Source organism: Acinetobacter sp. IK23, from assembly GCF_035615275.1.
In the GTDB taxonomy this organism is placed as follows: domain Bacteria; phylum Pseudomonadota; class Gammaproteobacteria; order Pseudomonadales; family Moraxellaceae; genus Acinetobacter; species Acinetobacter seifertii.
Genome location: NZ_JANBNX010000010.1, coordinates 72,501 through 96,834 on the forward strand (window position 1 = coordinate 72,501; position 24,334 = coordinate 96,834).

Genomic DNA, 24,334 nt, shown 5'->3' on the forward strand with positions numbered 1-24,334 from the left:
CTTTGGAATAGAAAAGCCTAGTAGTTAAATGGTAGTTCACCTCCTTTGTCATGGACTTTTTCAAAAGTTTGAAGACGAAGTTGTTCCTGTGAAGAGCTAAATTGTTGTTGGCGTAGTTGTTGAATCGCTTGATTTTTTGCGCTATCACTCATACTACTATTCAGCACTTCATCACGTTGATTTAGGTAGCCTGTAACTCGCTGTTGCCAAGCATTACGCTGTGTATCTAAAGTTTCTAATCTTTGTGTTGCCTCAGCTCCAACAAGTGCTGTACGCATTTGTCGCAGTTCCTCTGCTGAGCCATTACGGGCTTTAATTTGTTTAGTCAGCGTATGTAAATCATCAAGTTTTGATAGCTCTTGCAGGTTTTGTTGCCAATCTACTGGTAGTTGTTCAAATCGTTCTTTGAGCTTTTGAGCCTTTTCAATTTCACTTAAAGATGAGTCTTCCAGAATTTTCATACGATCTAATGTGTAGTTCTGATAAATGTCTTCTGTTGAAAATAGGCCTTCAATTTCGGAGGCTGAAAAGAAGCGCTTTCTGATATCTTGAATTGAATTAAAAATTTTCTGAAAATAACTTTGATCTTGTTGCTTAGATTGAGGTGTTTGAATGTGTGCAAGTTCTTCACGGTATTTTAAATAACGATTCCATAAATCAATGATTTGTGAGCGAGTTGGTTCTAAATACTGATCTTGTATAAATTTCTCAAAATGATTTTTAACTTGTTGTAAATTCCCTTCGCCATACTGCGTAATAAAATATTCAAAGCAGTCGCGTGTCTGACTATTCACAACTAAATGTTGGTTGCTATCAACTTTTAGCTGGCAATTCACTTGGGTATCTTGCTGACTTTTGCTTGAATAAATATTTTGATTTGACGATGAATTTAAAGTGGTTTGAGAAGTGGCCGCTAAGCTTTTTGCCTCCTCTTGATTACGCTGAGGTGAGGCGCTTTTTGAGTCTGGGCTCAGCCAATATACACATGCAATGAGGCTCAAAATAAAAAATCCAAGCACACACCACAATATCTTTTTCTGCATCCTTTGCATAAAGATATATTCCTTAAGTTTTAATTTGTTGTTTTTTTACTCGATTAATAATGTGCCATAAAATAAGTGAAAACGCACCTAAATATTCTGAAAATATCTTGCCGAATTTGCTAACATGTCGGCACTTTTCTCTAGCTTTGTGTCCCAGTAAAAATGACGACAAAAAATCAAAAAATTTCTCGTCGCCATATCAGTGGTGTATTTCTTTTAAACAAACCATTAGGCCTAAGTTCAAACGCCGCTTTGCAAAAAGTACGTTGGTTATACCGTGCCCAAAAAGCAGGGCATACTGGTGCGTTAGATCCATTAGCAACAGGTTTACTTCCCGTTTGTTTAGGGGAGGCAACTAAATTTTCACATTATTTACTAGATTCTACAAAGCGATACCAAACCACTATTCGTTTGGGGCAAACAACAACAACCGGTGATGTAGAGGGCGATATTTTACAAGAGCGTCCTGTTCCTGTTCTTACAGAAGAGCTTATTGAGCAAACGCTAGAAAAATTCAGAGGCGATATTCAGCAAGTTCCTCCAATGTATTCTGCCTTGAAAAAAGAAGGTAGGCCTTTATATGAACTTGCGCGAAAAGGTATTGAGATTGAACGTGAAGCGCGTCCAGTCACGATTTATGCACTAGAGTTAGTCGAGTTTACCGAAAATAGTATCACTCTGGATGTAACCTGTTCTAAAGGGACATACATCCGTGTACTCGGTGAAGATATTGGTGAAGCACTTGGCTGTGGCGGGCATTTAACAATGCTGAATCGGACTCAAACAGGACATTTTGAGTTGATCCCAAGTTATACCATTGAATATTTGGAAAGCTTAAACGAAGAGCAAAGAGAAGCATTGTTATTACCAGTTTATGCACCAGTTGACCATTTCTTGAAAATTCAAGTTCCTGAGGGACGTGAAAAATATTTTTGCAACGGTTTAGAAAGCAATATTGATCATTCTGCGGAAGCAGAAGTTTTGGTTTTTTCGGGTGAGCGCTGTTTGGGGTTAGCCGAAATTACTGATAAAAAGCGGTTGGTACCTAAGCGTATCTTAAATTTGTAGTAGATGTAGAGTATAAAGCATGGGCATGGAATGGGATGTTATCCTTAGTTTGATCTTTTTTGCGTTTACTGCGGGAGCGATTGATGCTGCTGTGGGTGGCGGCGGACTCATCCAGATTCCCGGTATTATGAGCACTTTCCCGACCATGCAGACTGCAACGGTGATTGGTACTAATAAAGTTTCATCGATTTTTGGTACTGCATCGGCGGCTTATACATTTGCAAAACGAGTGAAACTGCAATGGAAGCTTCTTGCTGTGATTGCTGTTTGTGCTCTCATTAGCTCATTTGCTGGAGCAGCCTGTTTATCACTTATTCCCCAATCGGTTTTACGTCCATTTGTGTTTGTAATGTTGATCGTAATTGCGATTTATACTTTACTTAAAAAGAACTTTGGACAAGTTCATACCGAGCAAAAAATTACTACGAAAATGCTTGTTCTAGCGGGTATTGGTAGTTTAGCAATCGGTTTTTATGACGGTATTTTTGGACCAGGTACCGGTAGTTTCTTTATCTTTTTCTTTATCCGTTTTTTACAAGTCGATTTTTTGCATGCCTCGGCATTGTCGAAAATTGGTAATTTCATGACCAATCTTGCAGCGTTGAGTTTTTTTATTCCTACGGGTCACGCTATTTTGCATATTGGTTTAATGATGGCGGCAGCCAACGTATTAGGTTCTATTGTTGGAGTGCGGACTGCACTCAAATACGGTAGCGGTTTTGTGCGTATTATCTTTTTAGTTTTGGTCAGTATCTTAATTTGCCGTTTGGGTTATCAGATGTTTGTGACTGGCTAAAATAGTATGAAAAGTATGAACTGATTTTAAAACAGCAGTTCATACTTTTATGTATCATTTGAAATTATAAATATAAAAATCATTACAGAAATTTACTAGAAAGAAAACTGTGTAAAAAATAGTCTCATTTTAAGCTACGGAAACCATATAAATTTCAACGTATGATAATCATTGAAATAAAAAAGATTTTTTAGCTAAAAATGAGGAAGAGAATGAATATTTTCGAAGCATTAAGAGAAAGCCATGAAAATCAACGCAACCTTTCTGAAAAATTAGTCCAAACACATGGTTTAACCGAAGAACGAAAAGAATTATTTGATGCATTAAAAAATGAACTTTATGCCCATTCGGTTGCCGAAGACCGTTACTTATATATTCCTTTAATGTTTGATGATATTGGTTTAGATATTACCCGACATGCTTTATCTGAACATCATGAAATGGATGAGTTAGTTGAGCAACTTGAAAAAACCGATATGAGTAGTCCTAGCTGGTTGGCAACTGCGAAACAGTTAAGTGAAAAAGTTCATCATCATTTAAAAGAAGAAGAACATAAATTTTTTCAGCAAGCTGGAAAAATTCTTAAAGATAGTGAAAAAGAAAAACTTGGTAATCAATATTTAAAGGAATATAAGAAGTATAAAAAACAGTAGTAGGATTATATCTATGATGCTGTTTTAGTACTTCTTAGAGTAACCCCAATTGAAGCGAGCATTACGCAAGCTAAAGCCACCCATTGCAGCATACTGATTTCTTCATGAAGTAATAAGAAGCCCGTTAATGCTGCTAATGCTGGTGCTAAACTCGTTAGGGTGCCGTAAGTTAATTTATTAAGTTGTTTGAGAGCCATTAAGTCGAGTGCATAAGGAATAGCAGTCGCTAAAACCGCAATAAGTAAGGCTTTACCCCAATACTGTGTTTCAAGTAATGCTGGGCCATTATACCAAATACCAATTGGTAATAAGGCAAGCGCAGATATCGCGATCGCAATTGTTAAGGCATGCATTCCTATATTTTGAGTCACGACCTTGTGACCAAAATAAATATAGAAGGCCCAACATAGACCTGCACCCAGTGCACAAGCAGCACCTACATATGAAAAATGATGCTGTGTTGAGTCTTGCCATGGCACCATGAGCGCAATGCCTAACATAGCAAATGCTACCCAAATGTAGTCACTCTTTCGCTTAATCGAAAGTAGAGCAAGACCTAATGGTCCAATAAATTCTAAGCCTACCGCGATCCCCTGAGGTAGTTTTCCTAAAGACGTATAAAATAAAATATTCATTAGCCCTAAAGATGCGCAATACATTAATAAATCATGCCATTTTAGATAGGGTAAACGAGACCAGATTTTCCACGAACGGAACATGATTGCAACAATAATAGTCGCAAAACTTAATCTTAAAATAGTAACTGTCAGAGGATCTAAAGCTGCAATAAGTTGCTTAGCAAATGAAGCGCTGATTTGATATGAAACCATCGACAAAATCATATATAGCACAGCAATAAATGGAAGATTTTGCATGGACATACCTTAGTGCTTCATTTGATACTTAAAATTAATAGCGGCCAATTATAGCCAACATTGCATTTTAGCTGGCAGTTCTTAACCAACTAAACTGCGATTTTTTCGCGTTCCTGACGGGCTTTTTGGGTGGTTATGGTGCAGCCGACAGAAGCGATAATAATGGTGGCGAGAGCTAGCCATTGATTCCATAACAAATACTCACCTAAGAATATGAAACCAGACAATGCTGCGACTGCGGGTTCTAAGCTCATCAGTGTTCCGAAACTTAATGGTGTCAAATTGCGTAATGCAAGCATTTCTAAGGAAAAGGGAAGTGCACTGGCTAAGATTGCTAAGCCAATAAAATAAAATAGATAAGGCAGTTCTATCACTTGACCAATCGAGCTTGAAAAAAAGGTAATGGGTAATAAGATGCATGCACCCACAGACATTCCTAAACACACAGTATGATTACCTGAAATACCAGAAGGTTTTTGTCCTGCAATAATATAGAGTGCCCAACAAGCACCTGCACTCATTGCAAACAAAACCCCAATCCAGTCTAGGCCATGTGCTTGATTAAAAGGGAATAATAAAATAAGACCAACAATCGCAAAACTTACCCAAACAAAATCGTATTTTTGTCGTGCATGATATAAAGCCACGCTTAATGGGCCAATAAATTCAAAAGCAACCGCAATACCAATTGGTAGTCGTTCAATAGACAGATAAAAAAGTGCATTCATACCAGCAAGGGCACAGCCATAGCTTAAAATTGCTTTCCATCGAACCTGACTAAAATTAATTAGCCAGATCTTAAAAATAAAAGCCAGAATACATGCTCCAATACATAATCGCATTGCGGAAACAGTAAGCACGGGAAAGTTTTGAAATAGGACTTTAGCCAAGGATGCGCTACTTTGAACGCTTAACATGGCAAGAATAAGAAAGCCCAAAGCGTGTAGCTGAGTTTTCTGGCTTGAAATTGACATTTTATTATTAGATCGATTGGTATACTTTTCACATGATAATGTAAATACCCATAAAAAAGCCACAGACATTGCTGTGGCTTTTGCATTTGCAGTTCGTATTAGAACAATACGCGCACGCGGATTGTACCTTCAACTTCATGCAACATATCTAAAGCTTCGTGAGAAGCAGAAGCGTCAACATCCATAACAAGGTAACCGATGTCACCTTTAGTCATAAGTGATTGACCAGAAATGTTGATGCCTTGTTCAGCAAACAAGTTGTTGATTTTAGACAATACACCCGGTACGTTTTTGTGGATGTGTAGTAAACGGTGTTGACCAGCAGTTAATGGTAACGCGATTTCTGGGAAGTTTACTGCAGAAAGTGTCATACCTTTATCAGAGTAAGCAACAAATTTCTCAGCAACTTCTAAACCGATGTTTGCTTGCGCTTCCATCGTTGAACCACCAACGTGAGGCGTTAAAATCACGTTGTCTAAGCCGCGAAGTGGAGATTGGAATTCTTCACCATTTGCTTTTGGTTCTTTAGGGAATACGTCAACTGCTGCACCAGCAATATGGCCAGATTTGATCGCATCAGCTAGATCTTCAATGACTACACATGTACCACGTGCAGCATTTAAGAAGATCGCGCCTTCTTTCATTTTCGCAAATTGTTCTTTAGTGAAGAAGTTACGTGTAGATGGAACATCTGGTACATGCAGCGTTACAACGTCCGCAGTTGCTAAAAGCTCATCTAAAGAACCAACTTGGCGAGCATTACCCATTGGTAACTTAGTGACTGCATCATAATAAATCACATGCATACCCATGCTTTCAGCAAGAACTGAAAGTTGAGAACCAATGGAACCGTAACCCACAATACCTAAAGTTTTGCCACGAGTTTCAAAAGAACCAACAGCAGACTTGTCCCAACCACCACGATGACAAGCCGCCGATTTTTCAGGAACACGGCGAAGAAGAAGAATCGTTTCAGCAAGTACAAGCTCTGCAACCGAACGCGTATTTGAATACGGTGCGTTGAATACAGGAATACCACGTGCCATTGCTGCTTTAAGATCAACTTGGTTTGTTCCAATACAGAAACAACCTACTGCGATCAATTTATTTGCAGCTTCAAAAACTTCTTCAGTCAATTGGGTACGCGAACGAATACCAATAAAGTGAGCATCTTTAATTGCTTCTTTAAGCGCTTCGCCTTCAAGAGCAGTTTTACGATAGTCAATATTGGTGTAACCCGCAGCGTTTAAAGTGTCGACTGCGTTTTGGTGAACGCCTTCTAACAAAAGGAAACGGATTTTATCTTTAGGTAGTGAAAGATGTTGGCTCATTACGGCTCCGCTACAAAGGCCAAATTTGGTGGCGGTATAATAACATACTGGGCAGCGCTATAGATATTTCGTTTATACCATTGCCTTATGGCAATTTTATCTATGTCTAATCACTTCCGTTTATGGCTTGTTGAACATTTTAAAATATGCTTGGAATATTATTTAAAGTTGTTTTTCTCTAAAAGCTTTATAAAAAAGCATTTATTCGCTTTAAACATGTTTTGTAGTGACAGTATCTCTATTCTGAACTTTATCGCTTGTGTGGTTACATGTAGAATATAGGAGTTCCTTGAACATTATGGCTTTGCTCAGGTGAGAACCCTGAAAATATGAAGTCATAGTCCCACCATAGTTTACTTCTTGCTAGGTCTGCAAACGATGAATGCTCCAGTCGCTTTAACACCTGAGTTACTTACCCAATTAACAGCAATCGTCGGTGAAAACCGTATTAAAACCGATGCTGATAGTCTCGAAAACTGGGGTAAAGATCATACCAAGCATTTTAATCCGAACCCATCGGTCATCGTTTTTCCATCGACCACTGAACAAGTTCAAGCTGTTGTAAAGCTGGCGAACCAGTTTAATGTTGCGATTACCCCATCAGGTGGTCGTACTGGTCTCTCTGCCGGTGCAGTAGCAACCAATGGTGAAATTGTCATTAGCATGGACAAAATGAACCAGATTCTTGAATTCTTCCCAGCAGATCGTATGGTTCGAGTGCAAGCTGGTGTTGTGACTGAACAATTGCAAAACTATGCAGAAGAACAAGGCATGTATTACCCAGTGGACTTTGCATCAGCAGGTTCTAGCCAGATTGGCGGTAATATTGGTACTAACGCTGGTGGTATTAAAGTCATTAAATACGGCATGACACGTAACTGGGTACTTGGTTTAACGGTAGTTACGGGTAAAGGCGATATTTTACGTTTAAACAAAGGCATGGTTAAAAATGCTACTGGTTATGCATTACAGCATTTGTTTATTGGTGGTGAAGGTACTTTAGGTTTAGTGACCGAAGCAGAAATTAAACTTGAGCGTCAACCACAAAACTTACAAGTTTTAGTGTTAGGTGTTCCTGATTTTGATGCAGTAATGCCTGTATTACATGCGTTCCAAAAAGATATCGACTTAACAGCATTTGAGTTCTTTGGTGAGCTTGCAATGCAAAAAGTTTTAGACCACGGGCATGTACAACGTCCATTTGAAACTCAATGCCCGTTCTATGTATTGCTTGAGTTTGAAGCACCATATGAGCCGATTCTCGATAAAGCAATGGAAATTTTCGAGCATTGTATGGAACAAGGTTGGGTGCTTGATGGCGTAATGAGCCAGAGCCTTGACCAAGTAGAAAGCTTATGGCGTTTACGTGAAGATATTTCTGAATCAATCGCGCCGTTTATTCCATACAAAAATGATATTTCAGTATTAATTACTCATGTACCTGCATTTATTCGTGAGATTGATGCAATTGTTCAAGAGAACTATCCTGATTTTGAAATTTGCTGGTTTGGTCATATCGGTGACGGTAACTTGCACTTAAATATTTTAAAACCTGAAAATTTAACCAAAGATGAGTTCTTTGCAAAATGTCAGGTTGTGAATAAATACGTGTTTGATACCGTTAAAAAATACGATGGTTCAATTTCTGCTGAGCATGGCGTAGGTATGACGAAAAAGCCATATTTAGAATATTCACGTTCACCTGAAGAAATTGAATATATGAAGGCATTGAAAAAAGTATTTGACCCAAATGGTCTGATGAACCCAGGTAAATTATTTGATCTGTAAGAAAGTAGGCATTCTTAGAACTACATAGTTTCTACAGAGTAACCGACAAAGCCATAGCATCATAAAGCTATGGCTTTTGTTTTTGGTGATAAGAATGCAACGTTTATTTTTAATTTCAGCACTTTGTGTTGGACTTTTCACTGGGTGTGCGACGACCAGTAAGTTGATTCCTTTTGTGGGTTCGGAAACTCCGATGCAACAAGTACTTAAAGCCCAACCTGAGATTGTAAAAGAGCATAACAATACCTCAATTCAGCAAGTATTTAACCGAGTAGAGTCTCCAACAGTTTCTCGTATTACGGTCATTCAAACTGGTTTAATGGATGATTCTGTTTCAGCAATTCGAACAGAATATTCATTTAAATTGGTCGATGAAAAGTGGCAATTGCAAAATAAGCAAACAAGCTACCAATGTGCGCGAGGGAAGGGTTCTAAAGGTTTCCAAACCCAACTTTGTTCTTAAAAATAAAAAAGACGATAAATATATCGTCTTTTTTTATGGGTTAAATTATACGCCGCTTTCTAAAATTCTAATTTTGACATCAACGACATCGTCTTTAACGGCTGCATGATGCGCTTGCATATGAGGTGTAGCTAAATGAGCTTCAAGGTGAGCCACACTTTCCCATTTTTCTAACATGACAATCGTGTCAGGCTCTTGAGTCTGGAAGCTCGCATTTGATTTGTGATCAATTAAAGGTTCATAACCATGGCAACCATCTTCTGCTAAAACAGTTGGAATGATTTTTTGAAAAGCATCCAATACGTTTTGGCGATGCTGTCCACCTGATTGAGTACGAATTTCCGCAATAATGGTAAGCATGGTTTTCTCCTGATTAAGCTGCTGCAAATACAGTGTTTAAGTGTGCTTTATATTCTTCAACGTAACGATCAACTTCAGGCATTTTAATTACGTCGTTTACAATGAAAGTTGGAAGCGTGCTCATACCTAAAAATTGATTGGCTTTATGAAATGGTAAATAAACACCATCTACGCCCACACCGTGGAAGAACTGATCAGCATCATCAAATGCTTCCATAGGTGCATTCCAAGTGAGTGATAGCATATATTTCTTGTCATGAATTAAGCCACCTGAACCATATTTTTTTGAAGCATCAGAGCGGCTACGACCGTCATTTGCATATAGTGAGCCATGACCTGTCGTAAATACATCATCAATATATTTTTTTACCGTCCACGGTGCACCCATCCACCAGCCTGGCATCTGGTAAATCACGACATCTGCCCATAAGAATTTTTCTACTTCAGCCTCTGTATTGTAGTCGCTATCTGCACGGGTCACTTGAACTTCATGGCCTAGATCAGTGAGATAGTCCGTTGCCAAAGCCGTGAGTGTGTCATTTAATTCACCATTTGAATGGGCAAATTGTTTGGCACCATTAATCACTAAAATATTGCTCATGAGAGTTACTCTAATTAAATTCCTAAATTGATGCATACTTTAGTAAACTTACTCTTAGAGAAAAATGCAGTAATCGGAAAAAGATTATTGATTAAAAATCATGAATTATGCACTAAACAATTATTAAATTTTTCACTCTAAACATAAACACTTTACAAAGTTGAATGGAAAAGTTTGTTTATAGCCTTTAGCATCAACGTGAAGTTGTGGTGGAGTTGAGTATGAAAAAAATTGGTTTACTCATGGTGTGTAATTTGTTGATTCTGAGCGCATGTACACCGAATACAAACCCGCCTACACCCCAAGCCAATAGTCCGATACAAGCAGTTTTGATTGATCAACCAAACCTTTTAAATAATGCGAGTAATTTAAGTATTTCACAACAAATGAATGCTTTGGATGATGCTTCTAATGCACAAGTAACTATTTTACAAACTGTGCCTAGCGAAGATGCTATATCAAAAACACGTACCGAATATTTATTAAAGCGTGATCAGACCATTTGGAAAATCGTAAATAAAAAACAAAGTTATCAATGTAAACAAGGGCAGGAAACAACAGATTTTCAAGTCAATCCTTGTCCTTAAGGCTGAATCTTTAGGATATATGTGGATAACTTCAAGGTTATTCACAATATAAAAATGAGTTGATGCTAAGCAAAATATAGAATTTTAAATGGATGAGACTGTCCGATTGCTGATCAATATAAAAAGTGATATTGTGTCATCCGGAAATTAAGCCAAATGGTAAAAATTACCGAATCTCACGTCATACATTTTTTCTTGTCTTAGACACCTTGTGAATACGGTGTTTCACATTCTAAACATGCACTCTCACGGCATATAAAAACTTAATTAAAGATTGACTGACCATACTGTCATCGTGATGACTACATTATTTATTTCAATATGTAGTTGCTGAGACATTTTGGCCGCTATTTTGAAGTGTACAACTCATGAATAATATTCAAACGACAGCGTTGAACCGTACAACGTTGATGTTTCCTTTAGCTTTAGTGCTATTTGAATTTGCGGTTTATATTGGTAATGACCTGATTCAGCCAGCCATGTTGGCAATTACTGAAGATTTTGGTGTGAGTGCAACTTGGGCACCATCTTCAATGTCATTTTATTTATTAGGTGGTGCATCTGTTGCATGGTTACTTGGGCCTTTATCAGATCGATTAGGTCGTAAGAAAGTTCTTTTGGCCGGTGTTTTATTTTTTGCCTTGTGCTGTTTTTTAATTTTATTAACAAGACAAATTGAACACTTTCTGACATTACGTTTTTTACAAGGTATTGGTCTAAGTGTAATTTCAGCAGTGGGCTATGCAGCGATTCAAGAAAATTTTGCCGAGCGTGATGCTATTAAAGTCATGGCGCTTATGGCAAATATCTCATTGCTTGCACCCTTGCTCGGACCTGTACTTGGCGCATTTTTAATTGATTATGTGTCTTGGCACTGGGGTTTTGTGGCAATTGCTTTACTTGCACTGCTAAGTTGGTTTGGCTTAAAGAAACAAATGCCGAGTCAGAAGGTGAGTGTAACTAAACAACCTTTTAGCTATCTTTTTGATGACTTTAAAAAAGTGTTTAGCAATAGGCAATTCCTTGGTTTAACACTCGCGCTACCGCTTGTAGGTATGCCGCTTATGCTTTGGATTGCGTTATCACCCATTATTTTGGTTGATGAACTCAAGCTAACTAGTGTGCAATATGGTTTAGCTCAATTCCCGGTATTTCTAGGCTTAATTGTTGGTAACATCGTTTTAATTAAAATTATTGACCGTTTGGCTTTAGGTAAAACTGTCCTAATTGGTTTACCGATTATGCTCACTGGGACACTTATTTTAATATTAGGCGTTGTCTGGCAAATCTATTTAATTCCTTGTTTGCTTACGGGGATGACACTCATTTGCTTTGGTGAAGGAATTAGCTTTTCAGTGTTGTACCGTTTTGCACTGATGTCATCTGAAGTATCAAAAGGAACTGTAGCTGCCGCTGTTTCAATGCTATTGATGACGAGCTTTTTTGCAATGATTGAGTTGGTGCGTTATCTCTATACTCAATTTCATTTATGGGCTTTTGTCTTATCTGCTTTTGCATTTATTGCGCTGTGGTTTACTCAGCCACGTTTAGCTTTAAAACGGGAAATGCAGGAAAGAGTTGCCCAAGACTTACATTAAAAAAATACCGGAATATATATTCCGGTATTTTTTATCATTCTTGTAACATTTTTTCCATCTCTTCGCGGTCTGCTTCATAGGTACAACCTAACAGTACCATTGGCTTTTTCCCTTTCATTTCTGATAAGTTCAAGTTGTGGTAAAAAGTAACTGAGTCTGAAGTTGCAGGTTCTGTTTTAACTGTACGTACCCCTCTAAACAAAGGAAGCATTGTAAAATCAGGATGCTGAGGAATATCAAATTTCTTTGAAAGTTGCTGAACATTTACATTACGAAAAACGGCAGTTATACCTTGACCAGCCAAAGCAATCTCGTTTGTCTTTAACCCAAATAGTTCAATAGGTTGATTGGTTTTATATAAATAAATGAAAGGTTGATCTGAATCTTCAATTCTTTTAAAGCCAAGCGCTGATAAATTTTCATCATATTCAGAAGCAAAACTGGTATAAGTTTCTTGATCTGATTGACACTCTATAATCTTTTTTAAATCATTTATTTCAAATGCATATGATGTGCTACTCAGCAATAAAAAAGTGGCAGAAAGAAATTTATATATCTTTGGAAAGTACATTTTTATCCTCAATAAAGTGTTATAGCTATTTAATCTCTTGTTCTAAAAGCCGACCTTTTAAAGTTAAGAGTTCAGGTAGGGTTTCTAATAGTAAACTCATTTGTTTTAAGACTAGAGTATAGCTTTCCGAAAAGTGCTCATGAGTTGTTAGATTTTGAATTTGTTTTAAAGTTCGCTCAAGAAAATTAAAGTCAACAGAAGCTTGTTCAAATAAACTCTGATTAAGAATGTGCTGACAATCCAGTAAGAGCTGTAATACCTGTTGATCCTCAATTTTTTGTCTTTGGCTGCCTAATGCTGCGACATAACTCAACTGGCTATGACTATAAACCAGATAGCGAAAGGCGTAATGAATCAGTTCTGGTTTGGGATTGGGCTCAGCACTTAAGCTCGAAATCATATTCGACAGCTCAATTTGTGCGTTATGTGCAGCACGGCGAATTCTGCGATATTCAATGTCCTGATTTTTACCATGTTGGTATTGCTCAACAATTACATTGAAATAATCCAGTGTGGCTTGGCTACTTTTTTTAATATTGTTTGGAATATTACGGAAGTTCCAGTCTGGCCATATAAAGTTAACAGCAAGCCATGCAATAAAGCAGCCTAATAAGGTGTCGATTAGGCGAGGTAAAATAATACTGAAACCTGCGCCTTTTAAGTTGAAAATGAGCAATACCATTAAGGTTGCCATCAGCGTTGCCAAGGCGTATTTCTTTTGGCGTAAGTAGAAAAAGCTAACTCCACAAATAATGGTAAGAATGAGCTGACCTTCAATACTTGGTACAAAATACAAAATGGGGATACCCAATAAAACGCCAAGTAAGGTTCCAATTGTTCTGAGTTTTAAACGGCTTTTCGTTGCGAAGTAAGTAATTTGGCAAACAAATAAACTGGTAAGCAAAATCCAGTAACCGTGCTGGGCGAAAGGTAGCAGTGAAATGCCGTAACCTGCTGCAAACACAACGGCAATTCGTATTGCATGTCTAAACAGAGCCGATTGTGGAGTCAGTTGCTGGCGAATTTTTAAAACAAGGTCAGAAAAATCTTGAATATCATCATCAAGTAAATTGAGATGATCTTGCTTGTTTTGACTGAGCGTTTCATTAAACGGTTGAGCATATTGAAGTTGTTCAAACTGTTCATGCATGCCTTTTAAATTATTAAAAATCAGCTTTAAGTTTTTAACTTCAAAATTTTGTGGATGCTGTTGTATCCAGTCTTTTAAAGAACCTTCCAAATGGTTTAAAACAATTTGTCCTTCTTGAGAAGACTGATATTGCTGGTTATGCAAAATACATTGTGCTAAATCATGGCAAGCTTGAGCTTGTAAACGGAGATTTTTCTGAAAACGGAAAATGAGATCGCTACGGCTAAAATTTTGTTGAATATGTTCATAGTGTAGATAATTAGAGGTAGCCTGCTCATGTATATCGCGAGCAAAAAAGTACAGGTTTAACCAGTAAATACTTTTATTACTCACTCGTGATGCTTTAAGGCGAGTAAGCAGAGAGCTGCGGATTTGATTAAGACTTTGCGCGACTTGCGTATTTTGTAGTGATAATTCAAATAAAAGCTGTTCAACATTTTCTTTATTGTCTGGATCGAACAAGCGTGCTTTAGCTTGAAGTAAAGCAGATATTTCTTCAAAAATTTGCGAAAGCTTATCTTGTAAAGGAAGTGTTGGTTTTAAAAGAAAAAATAAAATAGAAGTTAGACCATACCACAGTGCGCCATAGACAAAATAAGTAGGCTGTTGGTACCAGTGAGCATATTCTCCTAAACCAAACATGCTGTAAATCGAGAGTAAAATCGTACCAAAAGAAATGGTGGCGTAACGCTGGCCTAAGGCTCCCAATAAAATGAAACCAGCACTTGAAATTGAAAGATATAAAATAAATAAAAGTTTATAAGGTGCTAAAAAACCAAGAATAGTGCTGACAGTAAAAAAGAGTATGCAAACATAGAGCAGATTACGTAAACGGAGACTTAAGCGATCGTCAAAATCGGTAAGTGCAGCGGCAATCGCACCTAAGGTTACGGGAACGATGAGCTCGTTATGGCCCAACCACAGTAAACCTAAAGTTGTGCCTGTAAGTACAATTAAAATTTGCAGACAGTAAATTAAAATTGAATTCGCTTTAAAACGATTAAATATTTGAGTCAAATAATTCACGGTTTTTTCTAAATGATAGGGGGCGTGACTAGGGATATTTAAATTTTTTATTACTTGAAAAATATTATGCGCTTTATTTAAAAAAGTCAGTTAATTTTTTAAGATTTTATAATAATTAAGTGAACTAAACTGCTTAATAAAATAGCAAAATTGTGGATATCTTTTTAGATACCCACAATATGAAAATAATAAGTTATTGGATTACGCCACAGGCAATTCGTGCTCCGCCACCACCTAAAGGTAGAGGAGAATCTGAATAGTTATCTCCGCCAGCATGGATCATGATGGCGCGGCCTTGAATGTCAGCAAGTTTTAAACGTGGTGCAATAACAGCGGTGGTAGCTACACCATTATTATCAACAACCAATGCTGGTAAGTCGCCCAAGTGTCCTGTAGTTGGCGTACCATGATGTGGTGCTTGATTAGGGTTATAGTGGCTACCCGCAGCTAAAGCGGCACCTGGTTTTCCATCTTTAACAGCAGGGTCGCACGATGCATTTTCATGAATATGGAAACCGCGAGTACCGCTTGGTAAATCTGCTAAAGCAGGGGTAATAATTAGGCCTTTATCACTGTCTTGAAAGCTAATTGTCCCGATTTTTTTACCAATCCCATTGGCTGTTACTTCATTCACATCGACTACTTTTTTGGTGTGCATTGTGGTTAATGCATGCGTCGTATCTGAAACAGTTTTGCTGACCGTGCTACAACCGACTGTTAATAAGGCTGTCAGTGCACATACTGCACTCATTTTATTTAATAATGGCATTATTGGATGTCCTTATAGATATAAAGCTGATTTTTTTATTCAAGCAAAGGCTCGTTAAGCCTACAAGTTAATTTAAATAGTCACTTTGTATCCTGAAACATTTTTAAATCATTGGCTTAATTTTGAGATGGTGGTAAATCATCATCCGAATCATAAATCATAGTGGTTTTTGGCATTGGTTCAGGATCAATGGTTTCATGGAGCCATTCGCGCCAAATCGCTAATAGAACGGCTAAAATAACTGGCCCAATAAATAAACCAACTAAACCAAAACTCGCAATACCACCTAATACACCAAACATAATGAGTAAAAACGGAATTTGGGTTGCACCAGAGATCACAAGAGGGCGAATCACATTGTCCGAACTACTTACAATAAGAACACCCCATAAAACTACGCCAATGGCTTCCATAGTTTGCCCTTGAGAGAACAACCATAGGCCAACGCCTAAATAGGAAACAGGAGTGCCAAAAGGAATGAGTGCTAATAAGAATGTTGCAATCGTGAGTACCATTGGATTTGGTACACCCGCTACGAAATAACTTAATCCTGCAAGCACAGCTTGAGCAATCGCAGTTAAACCCACACCGTAGACAACAGCACGAGTTGTTTCTGAAATTGTATCTAGATAATGATGAATACGTGGACCGATCACCATTTCTAAGGCTTTACTTACTTGAGTTAAAATGGTGTGACCATCACGATAAAAGAAGAAAAGCGTTAAAATTGCGAAACCAAGTTTGACGATATTTTTACTAATTTCATTGAGTAATACGCGACCATAACTTAAATGGCTTTGAACCCAAGCTGCAATACTTTGAATTGTACTATTGGGGTCGGTATTTATGTCGTTTAGTGTTCGGCTTATTTCTTTACCGACAAAAGGTAAGTTTTTAATGAAGTCAGGTACGCTTAAATGGCCCGAAAAAACTTGGCGTTGCAAGTCGAAATAAAGATTACGGCCTTCGTGCTGCAAAATAAAAATAGCGCATGTGAGTGGAACGCCAACAATTAAAATGACTAAGCTAATCATCAATGTGGCATTCAAATTATGACGGTTTTCACCAAAAAAACGCTGGATTCTTAAATAAATAGGCCAAGTCATGTAGGCAATAATCGCAGCCCAAACTACAGGTACAATAAAGTACTTAAGGATGTTAAATCCTAAAAACATCAGGATAAAAAACAACCCAAACAATAAAACGCGCTGTAAAGTAGGAGCGTATTGATGCACGAACAAAAATTCTCTAATTTTTTAAATAGGGTGAGGCCATATTAACTGAAAAATGACCTGAGGCAAATTTTAGGCAGAAATGCTAATGTACACATTCCTGCTCAGCAAAAATAAAAACCTATTTTTAGAACCACTCAGATTTATCTTCAATCAGTTTATTTAAAAGCGGCTGCCACTGGCTTTGAATTGCAATAAAGTTTTTTTGTGGTTTATCAAACACACTCAAACCTTGCATTGCCAAGCTGCCATAAGCACTACGCTCTGCGATCCAAGCGACTGGTTCATGTTCGATTTTTTCAAAAAATTGCTGAATGTCTTTTGAACTGGCGCTATTCGGTTTAACTCGATTTGCAAGCAGTAAAATTTGTACCTTACCTTTGCGTATACGCTTAATATCTTGCAAATGCTTGAGAAAACGACGTGTACTATCGATATCAAAAAACGAAGGCTGAAGTGGTGTAATAATGGCATGAGCTTCGCTGACTAACTGCTCAGCGTGATCGCCTGAAAGAGCGCCTGGTGCATCAATAATTAAATAATCTAAATTTTTAGGCGCGTCGCCAATCGATTTTTCATGACGCCAATCTAGGCTTTGAATCGCAGCTACATTTTCTGGACGTTGCTTCAACCATTGTAAAGAAGATTTTTGGTTATCAGAATCTGCTAATGCTACTTTATATCCTTTTTGTGCCAAAGCTGTTGCCAACGTAATGGCTGTCATGGTTTTTCCGCATCCGCCCTTTTGATTTGCAATAAGTATCGTTTTCATAAATCCAATTATTTTCAGCAGCACATGTGTTTATGTTTTATACCTTAGCATCTTTTTATGCGAAGTAGATGACCACCTTTGACAAAAGTTTAAGCTACTCCGTAATTTTAGATATGATTGCTCATCTAACGCGATGATATGTATTTGTTAAGGAAAATTTATGTCCGTATGGCTGGCCATGCTTATAGGTGCTGGTATTGGTATTATTATTACTACACTCATTTTATCAAATACTCGTAATGGTCGAATTAAGGCCGAATACGAGCAATATATTGCGGAATTAGAGCTTGAGCATCAACAGGCATTAGCACAGGCACAAAAGAGAAGTGTGAATACAAGCCGCGCCGTATTAAAAGGTAAAATGGCAGAACAATTCGCGCCGATTTTACCTGAGTTTCAATACTTACCAAGTGATGCCAAGTTCTTGGGTGATCCAGTTGATTACGTTATTTTTGATGGCTATACCGATTTTAGAGATGGGGACGGGACTGCCGAGGATATCCAGATTATTTTACTTGATATCAAAAGTGGGGGAGCGCGTTTAACCAAAGGGCAGCAGGCAATTGCTCAAGCAATAAAAGAAGGAAAGGTTCGTTTTGAAACGTTACGAATTGATTTTGAAGATTAACAATCTATTTAATTAGGCACAAAAATAGACGAAATTGATCTGTATTGTTACTAAATTCCGATATTTTTTTCATCGCTTAGCGCTACCATAAATTAGAGATCTACTGTATTTGATCTAGCAATATTTGAGGTATAAAGCGATGAAAAAACAACATGTAATGATAGGCTTATTGGCCTCTTTATGTATTAGCTCAGCTTTTGCTTCGACGGCCTCTACTTCTGGTGAATATAATATTGCAAATGGTCTGTTACCGATTGAAAAAGATCAGTCAATTTCTGTATTACAACCATTTCAAGGCAATTTTAGAATTTTAGGTTCAAAAATTTATAAAAATGATGAACAAGCTAAGTTTTCACCGATTGATTATGCGGTAAGTTGGGGACTGTTTGCTCAACCAGATATTGCTCGTACTATTTCAGTTAAACAGTATGACCGCTATTTGAACTGGAAAATGAGTAAGCTTCCTGTACCTGCTGAGCAAGCGATGCAGATGGTGTCTAATATGCACATCATTCCTGCGAGCCCTGAGATTGCTCAACAAATTAAACAAGTTAAACGCGGTGACTTGGTATATCTCAAAGGTGAGTTGGTTGAAATTAAAGACAAAAATTTAGTTTGGCGATCATCTTTAACCTCAACTGATACAGGTGATGGTGCGTGTGAGTTATTCCGTGTTCAAGCAATTCACTGGGTTGAAAAACAAAATATATAAATTAAAAAGCCTTCTTAATCAGAAGGCTTTTTATTGCACGCTATAAAATTAATGCTGCTGCGAAGCTTTCCAGTATTTCAACTGGTTCTGTGCTTGTAAGTAGTCAGCCAGTTGATTGACCTGTTCATCTTTATTGGCTTGTTTATCATTTATATGTTTTTCTTGGTTTTCCCAATATTGATAAAGCAAGCCTTGAATATAACGACCTTGTTCAGTTTTTAAGTCGAGGTCTTTTAACATAGTCAATGCTGAACGAACATTATCAAGTGTACGTTTCTGTTCAAACTCTGTGGTAAGTGTACCTGCTGCATGCATTTTTTCTAGCTCAGTTTCCATTTCATCGCTCATTTCAGTAAAGCGACGGTCATAGTCCTCTAATAATGCAATGTCATGCGCATCGTCAGCAGTGGCCACGAATTTTTTAACAGGTCTTTCATTGAGCTTTTCCATCACCTGATCGGTAGATGAATTTGTCTGATGTTGTTCGGTCTTTGCTGGCTCATCTGCTTTTTTACAAGCAGTCAATAATAGGCTAGTGCTGAGCAAAGACATTAAGATGATATGAGGCGTTTTTTTAAACATAGCTTTCAACCGAACCTATTCTCTATGATTTGACGACGTACTTTTCTGAAAGTGATATGCATATGTGACATATGGAAAATCAATCTGATCTTGTGGGCCTAGCCCTGTAAAATCATAAACAATTTTTTCAAACTGAGCTTTGAGCTGTAATTGATCTTTTTCGGTCATTGCTGCAATAAAACTTGTAGAGAGTAATCTTTTACTCACGACTTGTTCGACAGTACCATGCTGTGATTGCGAAAAAGTTTCTAAGCTTTCAAAACTAAATAAATTTTGATTTTCAAAAACCTTTTTCCAGTTTTCACTATGGTAACGCGGTGTATCACCTTCAAGGGGTAGCAAAAAATCTGCTAAGGCTTTTACCCAGTTCGTACGTTCATCACGCTGGTTCCACACGAGTCCCAAATGTCCTTGCGGTTTTAATATTCGATGGATTTCAGTCAGTGTTTCCATGTTGTCAAACCAATGGAAAGATTGAGCGCAAATGACCGCATCAATTTGTTGATCGTTTAGCGGAATAGCGTGGCTAAACGCTTGTAAAGTTTTAATATCAGTATAGGCTTGCTGAAGCTGTTGTAACATCTCGCCAATTGGCTCTACTGCAAGAATATTGGCATGGGTTTGTTTTAAGTAGGGTAAGAATTTGCCAGTACCTGAGCCAAGATCAATAACAGTAGAATTTTCATGTATTTGGAGGCGTTCTTGCAGCCAACTGACTATTTCTGCTGGATAATTCGGTCTAACTTGCTGATAAAGCTCCGCAGCGGAACTGAAGCCTTTTTGAGCGGCAGGATGTAAGGATTGTGTCATATTTTGCGCTTTTTAATCTGACTGGCATCTATAAAATAAGATACTCCGCAATCATAAATTGGCAAAACACCTATTTTGTTTCATTTTTGACGATATATGTGGGAGTAAATTTTCTTTCGGTGTGAGCATGGATAAGCAAATTATTTTTGAAGACGAACACATTAGAGCCATTTTTTTACAAGGCAATTCTAATACATTAGTTCTCTCTTTTGGCGATTTGATTACCCGAGCGAGTGGCTTATCTATCAATGCTGAAAAGTCTCTAATAAAGTACCAATACAATGTTATTGGGATTATGCCAAAACAAAAATCGTGGTTCCCAAAAGCCAGTATGGTTGAAATGGCTAAAGCCATTTTGCCTATTATTCAGCGTTTTAAAAATATTGTAGGTTATGGCGGCTCAATGGGCGGCTATGCAGCAATCAAATATTCGAATCTTTTAAATATGAATCGAATCGTTGCATTTGTACCTCAGTATTCAATTGACCCTGAACAAGTTGAAGACCGACGTTATGCTGAATTCTTTGATGCTGTCGCAAATAAAGACATGCAAATTCAGCTGCAAGATATAGATGTAAGTCGTGAATATATTATTGTTTATGACCCTTATTTTGCCGTCGATCGTGAACATTACTTAAAAATAAAAGAAATATTGCCAAGTTTACATACGGTTCATTTGCCTTTTACGGGACATGAAGCTTTATCTGTATTGGCGAGTTCAAGTCTTTTACATGATTTTATTGAACATGAATTTGATGAAACATATTTCTATCAACACGTTCGTAAAATTAAAAAACAAAGTAAATTCTATTACCGTAATGTACTTGCCAATGTGCTGACTTATCATGACAGTATGTTATTGAAAATCTTACGTCAAAATGATTTTCAATTAGATGAGCGTTATTTAGATAACCCGCTCAAGCAAGCCATTACACGTAGTCTTGTAAAAACAAAGCAGTCGACTGAACAAGACTTCCAAAAACTTGGAATTAAAATTCAGTACAGCCAGCAAGTTGTAAGCTCTAACAAAGGCTTGCAGACTCACTCTGGTACAGTCTTAGTATTCAATTTAATTAATCTAAAGCTTGAAAGCTATGCTGTAGATGTGTTGCTCGCAAATACATCGTATCTGATTCCGATTGTGGCAGAGCAGACCGGAGTTGCACACATTGAATTAAATAATGAAATTTATTTGTTAGGTATGAATGACCGAAAAATTATTAAATTATTTAAACAAGGTGATGCTTTAAGCTCGGATATGAGTCCATTTGTCATTAAACAATATTCTGATTTTTTTGCATTAAGCTATAAGCAATTCAATTTAGATTGTGATGAACAAGGCGTTTGTGACTACATTGAAGGTTCAGTTCAACCATCGCAACAATTTGTACTGACCCGTTTTTAATTTAATTTACTGATTAAATAAAGCCCAAATCATCAAATTTGGGCTTTATTTTTTGCTCAAAAAATATTTTTTTATTAATTTATTTGTATGTGAAATTAAAAATCATTATTTAAATAAATAGTGAGACTAATTTTTAAATAAAGATAGAACTAAAAATAGTCATGATAAATTAAGTGAAAAATTATTATATTTAAAAGTTAATGGTTTTTGTTAGCACATAAATTAAATAAATAGTGTGGGGTTAATTAAAATACAATCTTTGCTTGGATATTTGTTAATATATTGTTTTTTATATTTATTTTGTTTTTAATGATAATGGTTGCTTAAAATAGCTTCACTATTCAAAGATAATTGCATATTTATTTTTTTCTCCTAAAATGATTTTTTACTAAATTGTCGTTACAGTTTTTTATATGCAATCATTAAATTATCGGAATAATGATGCATCGCAACATGGAAGTTCTGCACCTTTGAAACGAGCAATGAGTACTCGACATTTGGTGATGATCTCCCTTGGCGGTGCCATAGGTACAGGTCTTTTTTTAGGGTCTGGCGACGTAATTTCTCAAGCAGGCCCAATTGGCGCAATTATCTCTTATTTCTTGGGCGGTTTGATTGCCTACACCGTTATGCTCTGTCTTGGTGAGCTAGCGGTTCATGTGCCTGAGTCGGGCTCTTTCGGTGAATACGCACGACGCTATATTGGTCCGGGCACAGGTTATATGATCACCTGGTTATATTGGCTAACTTGGACTGCTACTTTAGGAACTGAATTCACTGCCGCAGCTTTGTTGGTTAAGGAATGGTTCCCAAGCACTTCGGTTTGGGCGTGGACTTTATTTTTTGGTGGTCTCGTCTTTTTTCTTAATATTAGTTCAACACGCCTATTTGCTGAATCTGAGTTTTGGCTTGCTCTCATTAAAGTTATAACAATTATTGTTTTTATTGCCTTGGGTTTATTGGCGATTTTTGGTTTTATTCCTTATCACGGGCATGAAACAGCGCCATTGTTTAGTAATTTGACTGCTCAAGGTTGGTTTCCGCACGGGTTATTTCCAATTTTCACAACCATGCTGATAGTAAATTTTGCTTTCTCTGGAACTGAGCTTATTGGTGTGGCTGCGGGTGAAGCAGAAGATCCAGCGAAGACTGTTCCTAAAGCAATTAATGCAGCAATTTGGCGCTTACTTATATTTTTTGTAGGGACCATTGTTGTTATTTGCTCTTTGCTTCCATTTCATCTTGCAGGTCTTAATGCAAATGATGTGAGCAGTAGTCCATTTGTGACGGTATTTAACTATATTGGTATTCCGTATGCAGAAGATATTATCCGTTTCGTAATTATTACGGCTCTACTTTCTGCAGCTAACTCTGGTTTGTTTGCTGCTTCACGTATGATGTGGTCGCTTTCAGCAAAAAATCAATTACCTAAAATTTTCGCTAAACTCACACCATCTGGAACACCTATTGTTGCCATTATTGTGACCATGTTTGGTGCTATTCCCGGATTACTTTCAGAACAGTTTGCGCCAGAAACAATTTTCAAAAATTTACTAGGTGTTGCTGCTTTTACAATGGTAGTGGTGTGGATCGCAATTTGCGTTTCACAATTTAACTTCCGTAGACAATGGTATAAGGCAGGCAAAACAGCAAAAGATTTACGTTTCGCTGCACCACTTTTCCCTCTTACTCCAATTGTAGGCGGGTTATTCTGTATTGTTACCTGTGTGAGTATGGTATTTGATCCATCAATGCAAGCTGGTTTCGTTTGTTGTTTAATTTTTATCGTCTTATGCTATCTCAGTTATTTTATCTTTTATCGTAAGAAAGAGATTGCTCAGAACTAAACTTGGTTTGGTTGAAAAAGGTCCCTCAAGGGGCCTTTTTTAATGTCTGAAAATTGAGCTTGGTTCTGATGTTTTATATATTTTTTTTAAAAATGTTTTTTTTATTTTAATAAAAAAATCAAATAATGATTCATAAATTAACCATTTGTCGGAATGTTATTAATAGCTAATTATTATAAGTTTTTAAATAAGTATATGTTTAACATGGTTATTTAATATTGAAGAAACTTTTATATTTCATTTTTTGTTTTAAATTAAATCAAACTAAAAAAATATTATGAAATTTCCTGAAATTTTTGAGTGTTTTTTGAAATTTTTTGTTAATTAAGTTATTGTTATTGAATGGTAATTTTTTGATCATTTTTAATTTTAATATTTTTTTAATTTCCATAAAATAAAATGATCATGGTCAAAGGTGTTTTTTAGATTGGTTACTTTTTTATTATAAAAAAGATGAGAAATTGATTATTTTTTCTCTGCTTGTTTATTTTAAAATGTTCTAAATTACCTTGCTCTGTGCTATATTTACTTAAAGATTTTATGTCTATATGAAAGCATCAATTATCTGCTTGAGTACCGATATAAAGCTTGCAGTATTAATGAACAATTTTTATTTAAAAAGACTAATGGAGGGATCTATCGATTAGTCAAAAATAATTTTATGGACTTATGGTTTTTTGGTTTATGAACCCT

General features: G+C 36.9%; 24 protein-coding genes. 11 read left to right on the forward strand and 13 right to left on the reverse strand.

The window, feature by feature from the left end; translation table 11 throughout:
* Positions 1-17 precede the first annotated feature (17 nt).
* A complete protein-coding gene (locus MSG95_RS09595) occupies positions 18-1,052 on the reverse strand; it encodes a lipase secretion chaperone (RefSeq protein WP_077164870.1) in 1,035 nt (344 codons plus the stop codon).
* Between the two features lie 153 nt (positions 1,053-1,205).
* On the opposite strand from MSG95_RS09595, the gene truB reads away from it, so the two are divergent.
* From truB to MSG95_RS09610, 3 genes are all read left to right on the forward strand, one after another.
* Positions 1,206-2,111, forward strand: a complete 906-nt coding sequence (gene truB, locus MSG95_RS09600; protein WP_077164871.1) for a tRNA pseudouridine(55) synthase TruB — start codon at positions 1,206-1,208, stop codon at positions 2,109-2,111.
* 19 nt (positions 2,112-2,130) lie between these two features.
* Positions 2,131-2,907: a sulfite exporter TauE/SafE family protein gene (locus MSG95_RS09605; protein ID WP_004705250.1), complete on the forward strand. Its 777-nt coding sequence runs from the start codon at positions 2,131-2,133 to the stop codon at positions 2,905-2,907.
* Positions 2,908-3,119: 212 nt separating this feature from the next.
* Positions 3,120-3,560: a hemerythrin domain-containing protein gene (locus MSG95_RS09610; protein WP_077163624.1), complete on the forward strand. Its 441-nt coding sequence runs from the start codon at positions 3,120-3,122 to the stop codon at positions 3,558-3,560.
* 11 nt (positions 3,561-3,571) lie between these two features.
* On the opposite strand, the gene MSG95_RS09615 is transcribed toward MSG95_RS09610, so the two are convergent.
* From MSG95_RS09615 to serA, 3 genes are all read right to left on the reverse strand, one after another.
* On the reverse strand, positions 3,572-4,435 hold the full coding sequence (locus MSG95_RS09615; RefSeq protein ID WP_039250541.1) for an EamA family transporter: 864 nt from the start codon (positions 4,433-4,435) through the stop codon (positions 3,572-3,574).
* An 89-nt stretch (positions 4,436-4,524) separates the two neighbouring features.
* On the reverse strand, positions 4,525-5,409 hold the full coding sequence (locus tag MSG95_RS09620; RefSeq protein ID WP_077164882.1) for an EamA family transporter: 885 nt from the start codon (positions 5,407-5,409) through the stop codon (positions 4,525-4,527).
* 98 nt (positions 5,410-5,507) lie between these two features.
* The gene (gene serA, locus MSG95_RS09625) at positions 5,508-6,740 is read right to left on the reverse strand and encodes a phosphoglycerate dehydrogenase (RefSeq protein WP_004705258.1); all 1,233 of its coding nucleotides are present in this window, start codon (positions 6,738-6,740) and stop codon (positions 5,508-5,510) included.
* Positions 6,741-7,118: 378 nt separating this feature from the next.
* Between serA and MSG95_RS09630 the strand changes: the two genes are divergently transcribed.
* Complete coding sequence (locus MSG95_RS09630; protein ID WP_002116692.1) at positions 7,119-8,528, forward strand: FAD-binding oxidoreductase; 1,410 nt, start codon at positions 7,119-7,121, stop codon at positions 8,526-8,528.
* Between the two features lie 94 nt (positions 8,529-8,622).
* Positions 8,623-8,991, forward strand: coding sequence for a hypothetical protein (locus MSG95_RS09635; RefSeq protein ID WP_077164872.1), 369 nt, complete (start codon positions 8,623-8,625; stop codon positions 8,989-8,991).
* Positions 8,992-9,036: 45 nt separating this feature from the next.
* Here the strand turns inward: MSG95_RS09635 and MSG95_RS09640 are convergent, their stop codons facing one another.
* Both MSG95_RS09640 and MSG95_RS09645 read right to left on the reverse strand, forming a co-directional pair.
* Positions 9,037-9,351, reverse strand: coding sequence for a putative quinol monooxygenase (locus MSG95_RS09640; protein WP_019457841.1), 315 nt, complete (start codon positions 9,349-9,351; stop codon positions 9,037-9,039).
* Positions 9,352-9,364: 13 nt separating this feature from the next.
* On the reverse strand, positions 9,365-9,952 hold the full coding sequence (locus tag MSG95_RS09645) for an NAD(P)H-dependent oxidoreductase (RefSeq protein ID WP_077164873.1): 588 nt from the start codon (positions 9,950-9,952) through the stop codon (positions 9,365-9,367).
* A 221-nt stretch (positions 9,953-10,173) separates the two neighbouring features.
* On the opposite strand from MSG95_RS09645, the gene MSG95_RS09650 reads away from it, so the two are divergent.
* Together MSG95_RS09650 and MSG95_RS09655 are read left to right on the forward strand one after the other, a co-directional pair.
* On the forward strand, positions 10,174-10,539 hold the full coding sequence (locus MSG95_RS09650; RefSeq protein ID WP_039250545.1) for a hypothetical protein: 366 nt from the start codon (positions 10,174-10,176) through the stop codon (positions 10,537-10,539).
* A gap of 368 nt (positions 10,540-10,907) precedes the next feature.
* On the forward strand, positions 10,908-12,137 hold the full coding sequence (locus MSG95_RS09655; protein ID WP_077164874.1) for an MFS transporter: 1,230 nt from the start codon (positions 10,908-10,910) through the stop codon (positions 12,135-12,137).
* 34 nt (positions 12,138-12,171) lie between these two features.
* Here MSG95_RS09655 and MSG95_RS09660 read toward each other — a convergent pair whose 3' ends face one another.
* The 5 genes from MSG95_RS09660 to MSG95_RS09680 all read right to left on the reverse strand — a co-directional run bounded on the left by MSG95_RS09660 (position 12,172) and on the right by MSG95_RS09680 (position 17,657).
* Positions 12,172-12,708, reverse strand: coding sequence for a hypothetical protein (locus tag MSG95_RS09660; protein ID WP_077164875.1), 537 nt, complete (start codon positions 12,706-12,708; stop codon positions 12,172-12,174).
* A gap of 25 nt (positions 12,709-12,733) precedes the next feature.
* On the reverse strand, positions 12,734-14,884 hold the full coding sequence (yccS, locus tag MSG95_RS09665; RefSeq protein WP_077164876.1) for a YccS family putative transporter: 2,151 nt from the start codon (positions 14,882-14,884) through the stop codon (positions 12,734-12,736).
* Positions 14,885-15,077: 193 nt separating this feature from the next.
* Complete coding sequence (gene sodC, locus MSG95_RS09670) at positions 15,078-15,653, reverse strand: superoxide dismutase family protein (protein ID WP_004705268.1); 576 nt, start codon at positions 15,651-15,653, stop codon at positions 15,078-15,080.
* Positions 15,654-15,769: 116 nt separating this feature from the next.
* Positions 15,770-16,888 (reverse strand): AI-2E family transporter, encoded by a 1,119-nt coding sequence (locus tag MSG95_RS09675; RefSeq protein ID WP_039250553.1) that lies wholly within the window; start codon positions 16,886-16,888, stop codon positions 15,770-15,772.
* A 124-nt stretch (positions 16,889-17,012) separates the two neighbouring features.
* Positions 17,013-17,657 carry a ParA family protein gene (locus MSG95_RS09680; RefSeq protein WP_077164877.1) on the reverse strand — a complete coding sequence of 215 codons (645 nt, stop codon included), beginning with the start codon at positions 17,655-17,657 and terminating at the stop codon, positions 17,013-17,015.
* A gap of 160 nt (positions 17,658-17,817) precedes the next feature.
* Between MSG95_RS09680 and MSG95_RS09685 the strand changes: the two genes are divergently transcribed.
* Both MSG95_RS09685 and MSG95_RS09690 read left to right on the forward strand, forming a co-directional pair.
* Positions 17,818-18,285, forward strand: a complete 468-nt coding sequence (locus tag MSG95_RS09685) for a Holliday junction resolvase-like protein (protein ID WP_002048811.1) — start codon at positions 17,818-17,820, stop codon at positions 18,283-18,285.
* 139 nt (positions 18,286-18,424) lie between these two features.
* Positions 18,425-18,997, forward strand: a complete 573-nt coding sequence (locus tag MSG95_RS09690; protein ID WP_019457834.1) for a hypothetical protein — start codon at positions 18,425-18,427, stop codon at positions 18,995-18,997.
* Between the two features lie 48 nt (positions 18,998-19,045).
* Here MSG95_RS09690 and MSG95_RS09695 read toward each other — a convergent pair whose 3' ends face one another.
* A complete protein-coding gene (locus MSG95_RS09695) occupies positions 19,046-19,579 on the reverse strand; it encodes a hypothetical protein (RefSeq protein ID WP_077164878.1) in 534 nt (177 codons plus the stop codon).
* Positions 19,580-19,594: 15 nt separating this feature from the next.
* Positions 19,595-20,389 carry a class I SAM-dependent methyltransferase gene (locus MSG95_RS09700; RefSeq protein ID WP_077164879.1) on the reverse strand — a complete coding sequence of 265 codons (795 nt, stop codon included), beginning with the start codon at positions 20,387-20,389 and terminating at the stop codon, positions 19,595-19,597.
* Between the two features lie 127 nt (positions 20,390-20,516).
* Here MSG95_RS09700 and MSG95_RS09705 point away from each other — a divergent pair, with 127 nt between their 5' ends.
* Together MSG95_RS09705 and MSG95_RS09710 are read left to right on the forward strand one after the other, a co-directional pair.
* Positions 20,517-21,794, forward strand: coding sequence for a hypothetical protein (locus MSG95_RS09705; RefSeq protein WP_077164880.1), 1,278 nt, complete (start codon positions 20,517-20,519; stop codon positions 21,792-21,794).
* 413 nt (positions 21,795-22,207) lie between these two features.
* On the forward strand, positions 22,208-23,641 hold the full coding sequence (locus MSG95_RS09710) for an amino acid permease (RefSeq protein ID WP_077165149.1): 1,434 nt from the start codon (positions 22,208-22,210) through the stop codon (positions 23,639-23,641).
* Positions 23,642-24,334: the final 693 nt, after the last annotated feature.

Bases quoted from the DNA above. Each gene is read 5' to 3' on its own strand.
- MSG95_RS09595 (WP_077164870.1), bottom strand. From the start codon at position 1,052: ATGCAAAGGATGCAGAAAAAGATATTGTGGTGTGTGCTTGGATTTTTT.
- truB (WP_077164871.1), top strand. From the start codon at position 1,206: ATGACGACAAAAAATCAAAAAATTTCTCGTCGCCATATCAGTGGTGTA.
- MSG95_RS09605 (WP_004705250.1), top strand. From the start codon at position 2,131: ATGGGCATGGAATGGGATGTTATCCTTAGTTTGATCTTTTTTGCGTTT.
- MSG95_RS09610 (WP_077163624.1), top strand. From the start codon at position 3,120: ATGAATATTTTCGAAGCATTAAGAGAAAGCCATGAAAATCAACGCAAC.
- MSG95_RS09615 (WP_039250541.1), bottom strand. From the start codon at position 4,435: ATGCAAAATCTTCCATTTATTGCTGTGCTATATATGATTTTGTCGATG.
- MSG95_RS09620 (WP_077164882.1), bottom strand. From the start codon at position 5,409: ATGTCAATTTCAAGCCAGAAAACTCAGCTACACGCTTTGGGCTTTCTT.
- serA (WP_004705258.1), bottom strand. From the start codon at position 6,740: ATGAGCCAACATCTTTCACTACCTAAAGATAAAATCCGTTTCCTTTTG.
- MSG95_RS09630 (WP_002116692.1), top strand. From the start codon at position 7,119: ATGAATGCTCCAGTCGCTTTAACACCTGAGTTACTTACCCAATTAACA.
- MSG95_RS09635 (WP_077164872.1), top strand. From the start codon at position 8,623: ATGCAACGTTTATTTTTAATTTCAGCACTTTGTGTTGGACTTTTCACT.
- MSG95_RS09640 (WP_019457841.1), bottom strand. From the start codon at position 9,351: ATGCTTACCATTATTGCGGAAATTCGTACTCAATCAGGTGGACAGCAT.
- MSG95_RS09645 (WP_077164873.1), bottom strand. From the start codon at position 9,952: ATGAGCAATATTTTAGTGATTAATGGTGCCAAACAATTTGCCCATTCA.
- MSG95_RS09650 (WP_039250545.1), top strand. From the start codon at position 10,174: ATGAAAAAAATTGGTTTACTCATGGTGTGTAATTTGTTGATTCTGAGC.
- MSG95_RS09655 (WP_077164874.1), top strand. From the start codon at position 10,908: ATGAATAATATTCAAACGACAGCGTTGAACCGTACAACGTTGATGTTT.
- MSG95_RS09660 (WP_077164875.1), bottom strand. From the start codon at position 12,708: ATGTACTTTCCAAAGATATATAAATTTCTTTCTGCCACTTTTTTATTG.
- sodC (WP_004705268.1), bottom strand. From the start codon at position 15,653: ATGCCATTATTAAATAAAATGAGTGCAGTATGTGCACTGACAGCCTTA.
- MSG95_RS09680 (WP_077164877.1), bottom strand. From the start codon at position 17,657: ATGAAAACGATACTTATTGCAAATCAAAAGGGCGGATGCGGAAAAACC.
- MSG95_RS09685 (WP_002048811.1), top strand. From the start codon at position 17,818: ATGTCCGTATGGCTGGCCATGCTTATAGGTGCTGGTATTGGTATTATT.
- MSG95_RS09690 (WP_019457834.1), top strand. From the start codon at position 18,425: ATGAAAAAACAACATGTAATGATAGGCTTATTGGCCTCTTTATGTATT.
- MSG95_RS09695 (WP_077164878.1), bottom strand. From the start codon at position 19,579: ATGTTTAAAAAAACGCCTCATATCATCTTAATGTCTTTGCTCAGCACT.
- MSG95_RS09700 (WP_077164879.1), bottom strand. From the start codon at position 20,389: ATGACACAATCCTTACATCCTGCCGCTCAAAAAGGCTTCAGTTCCGCT.
- MSG95_RS09705 (WP_077164880.1), top strand. From the start codon at position 20,517: ATGGATAAGCAAATTATTTTTGAAGACGAACACATTAGAGCCATTTTT.
- MSG95_RS09710 (WP_077165149.1), top strand. From the start codon at position 22,208: ATGCAATCATTAAATTATCGGAATAATGATGCATCGCAACATGGAAGT.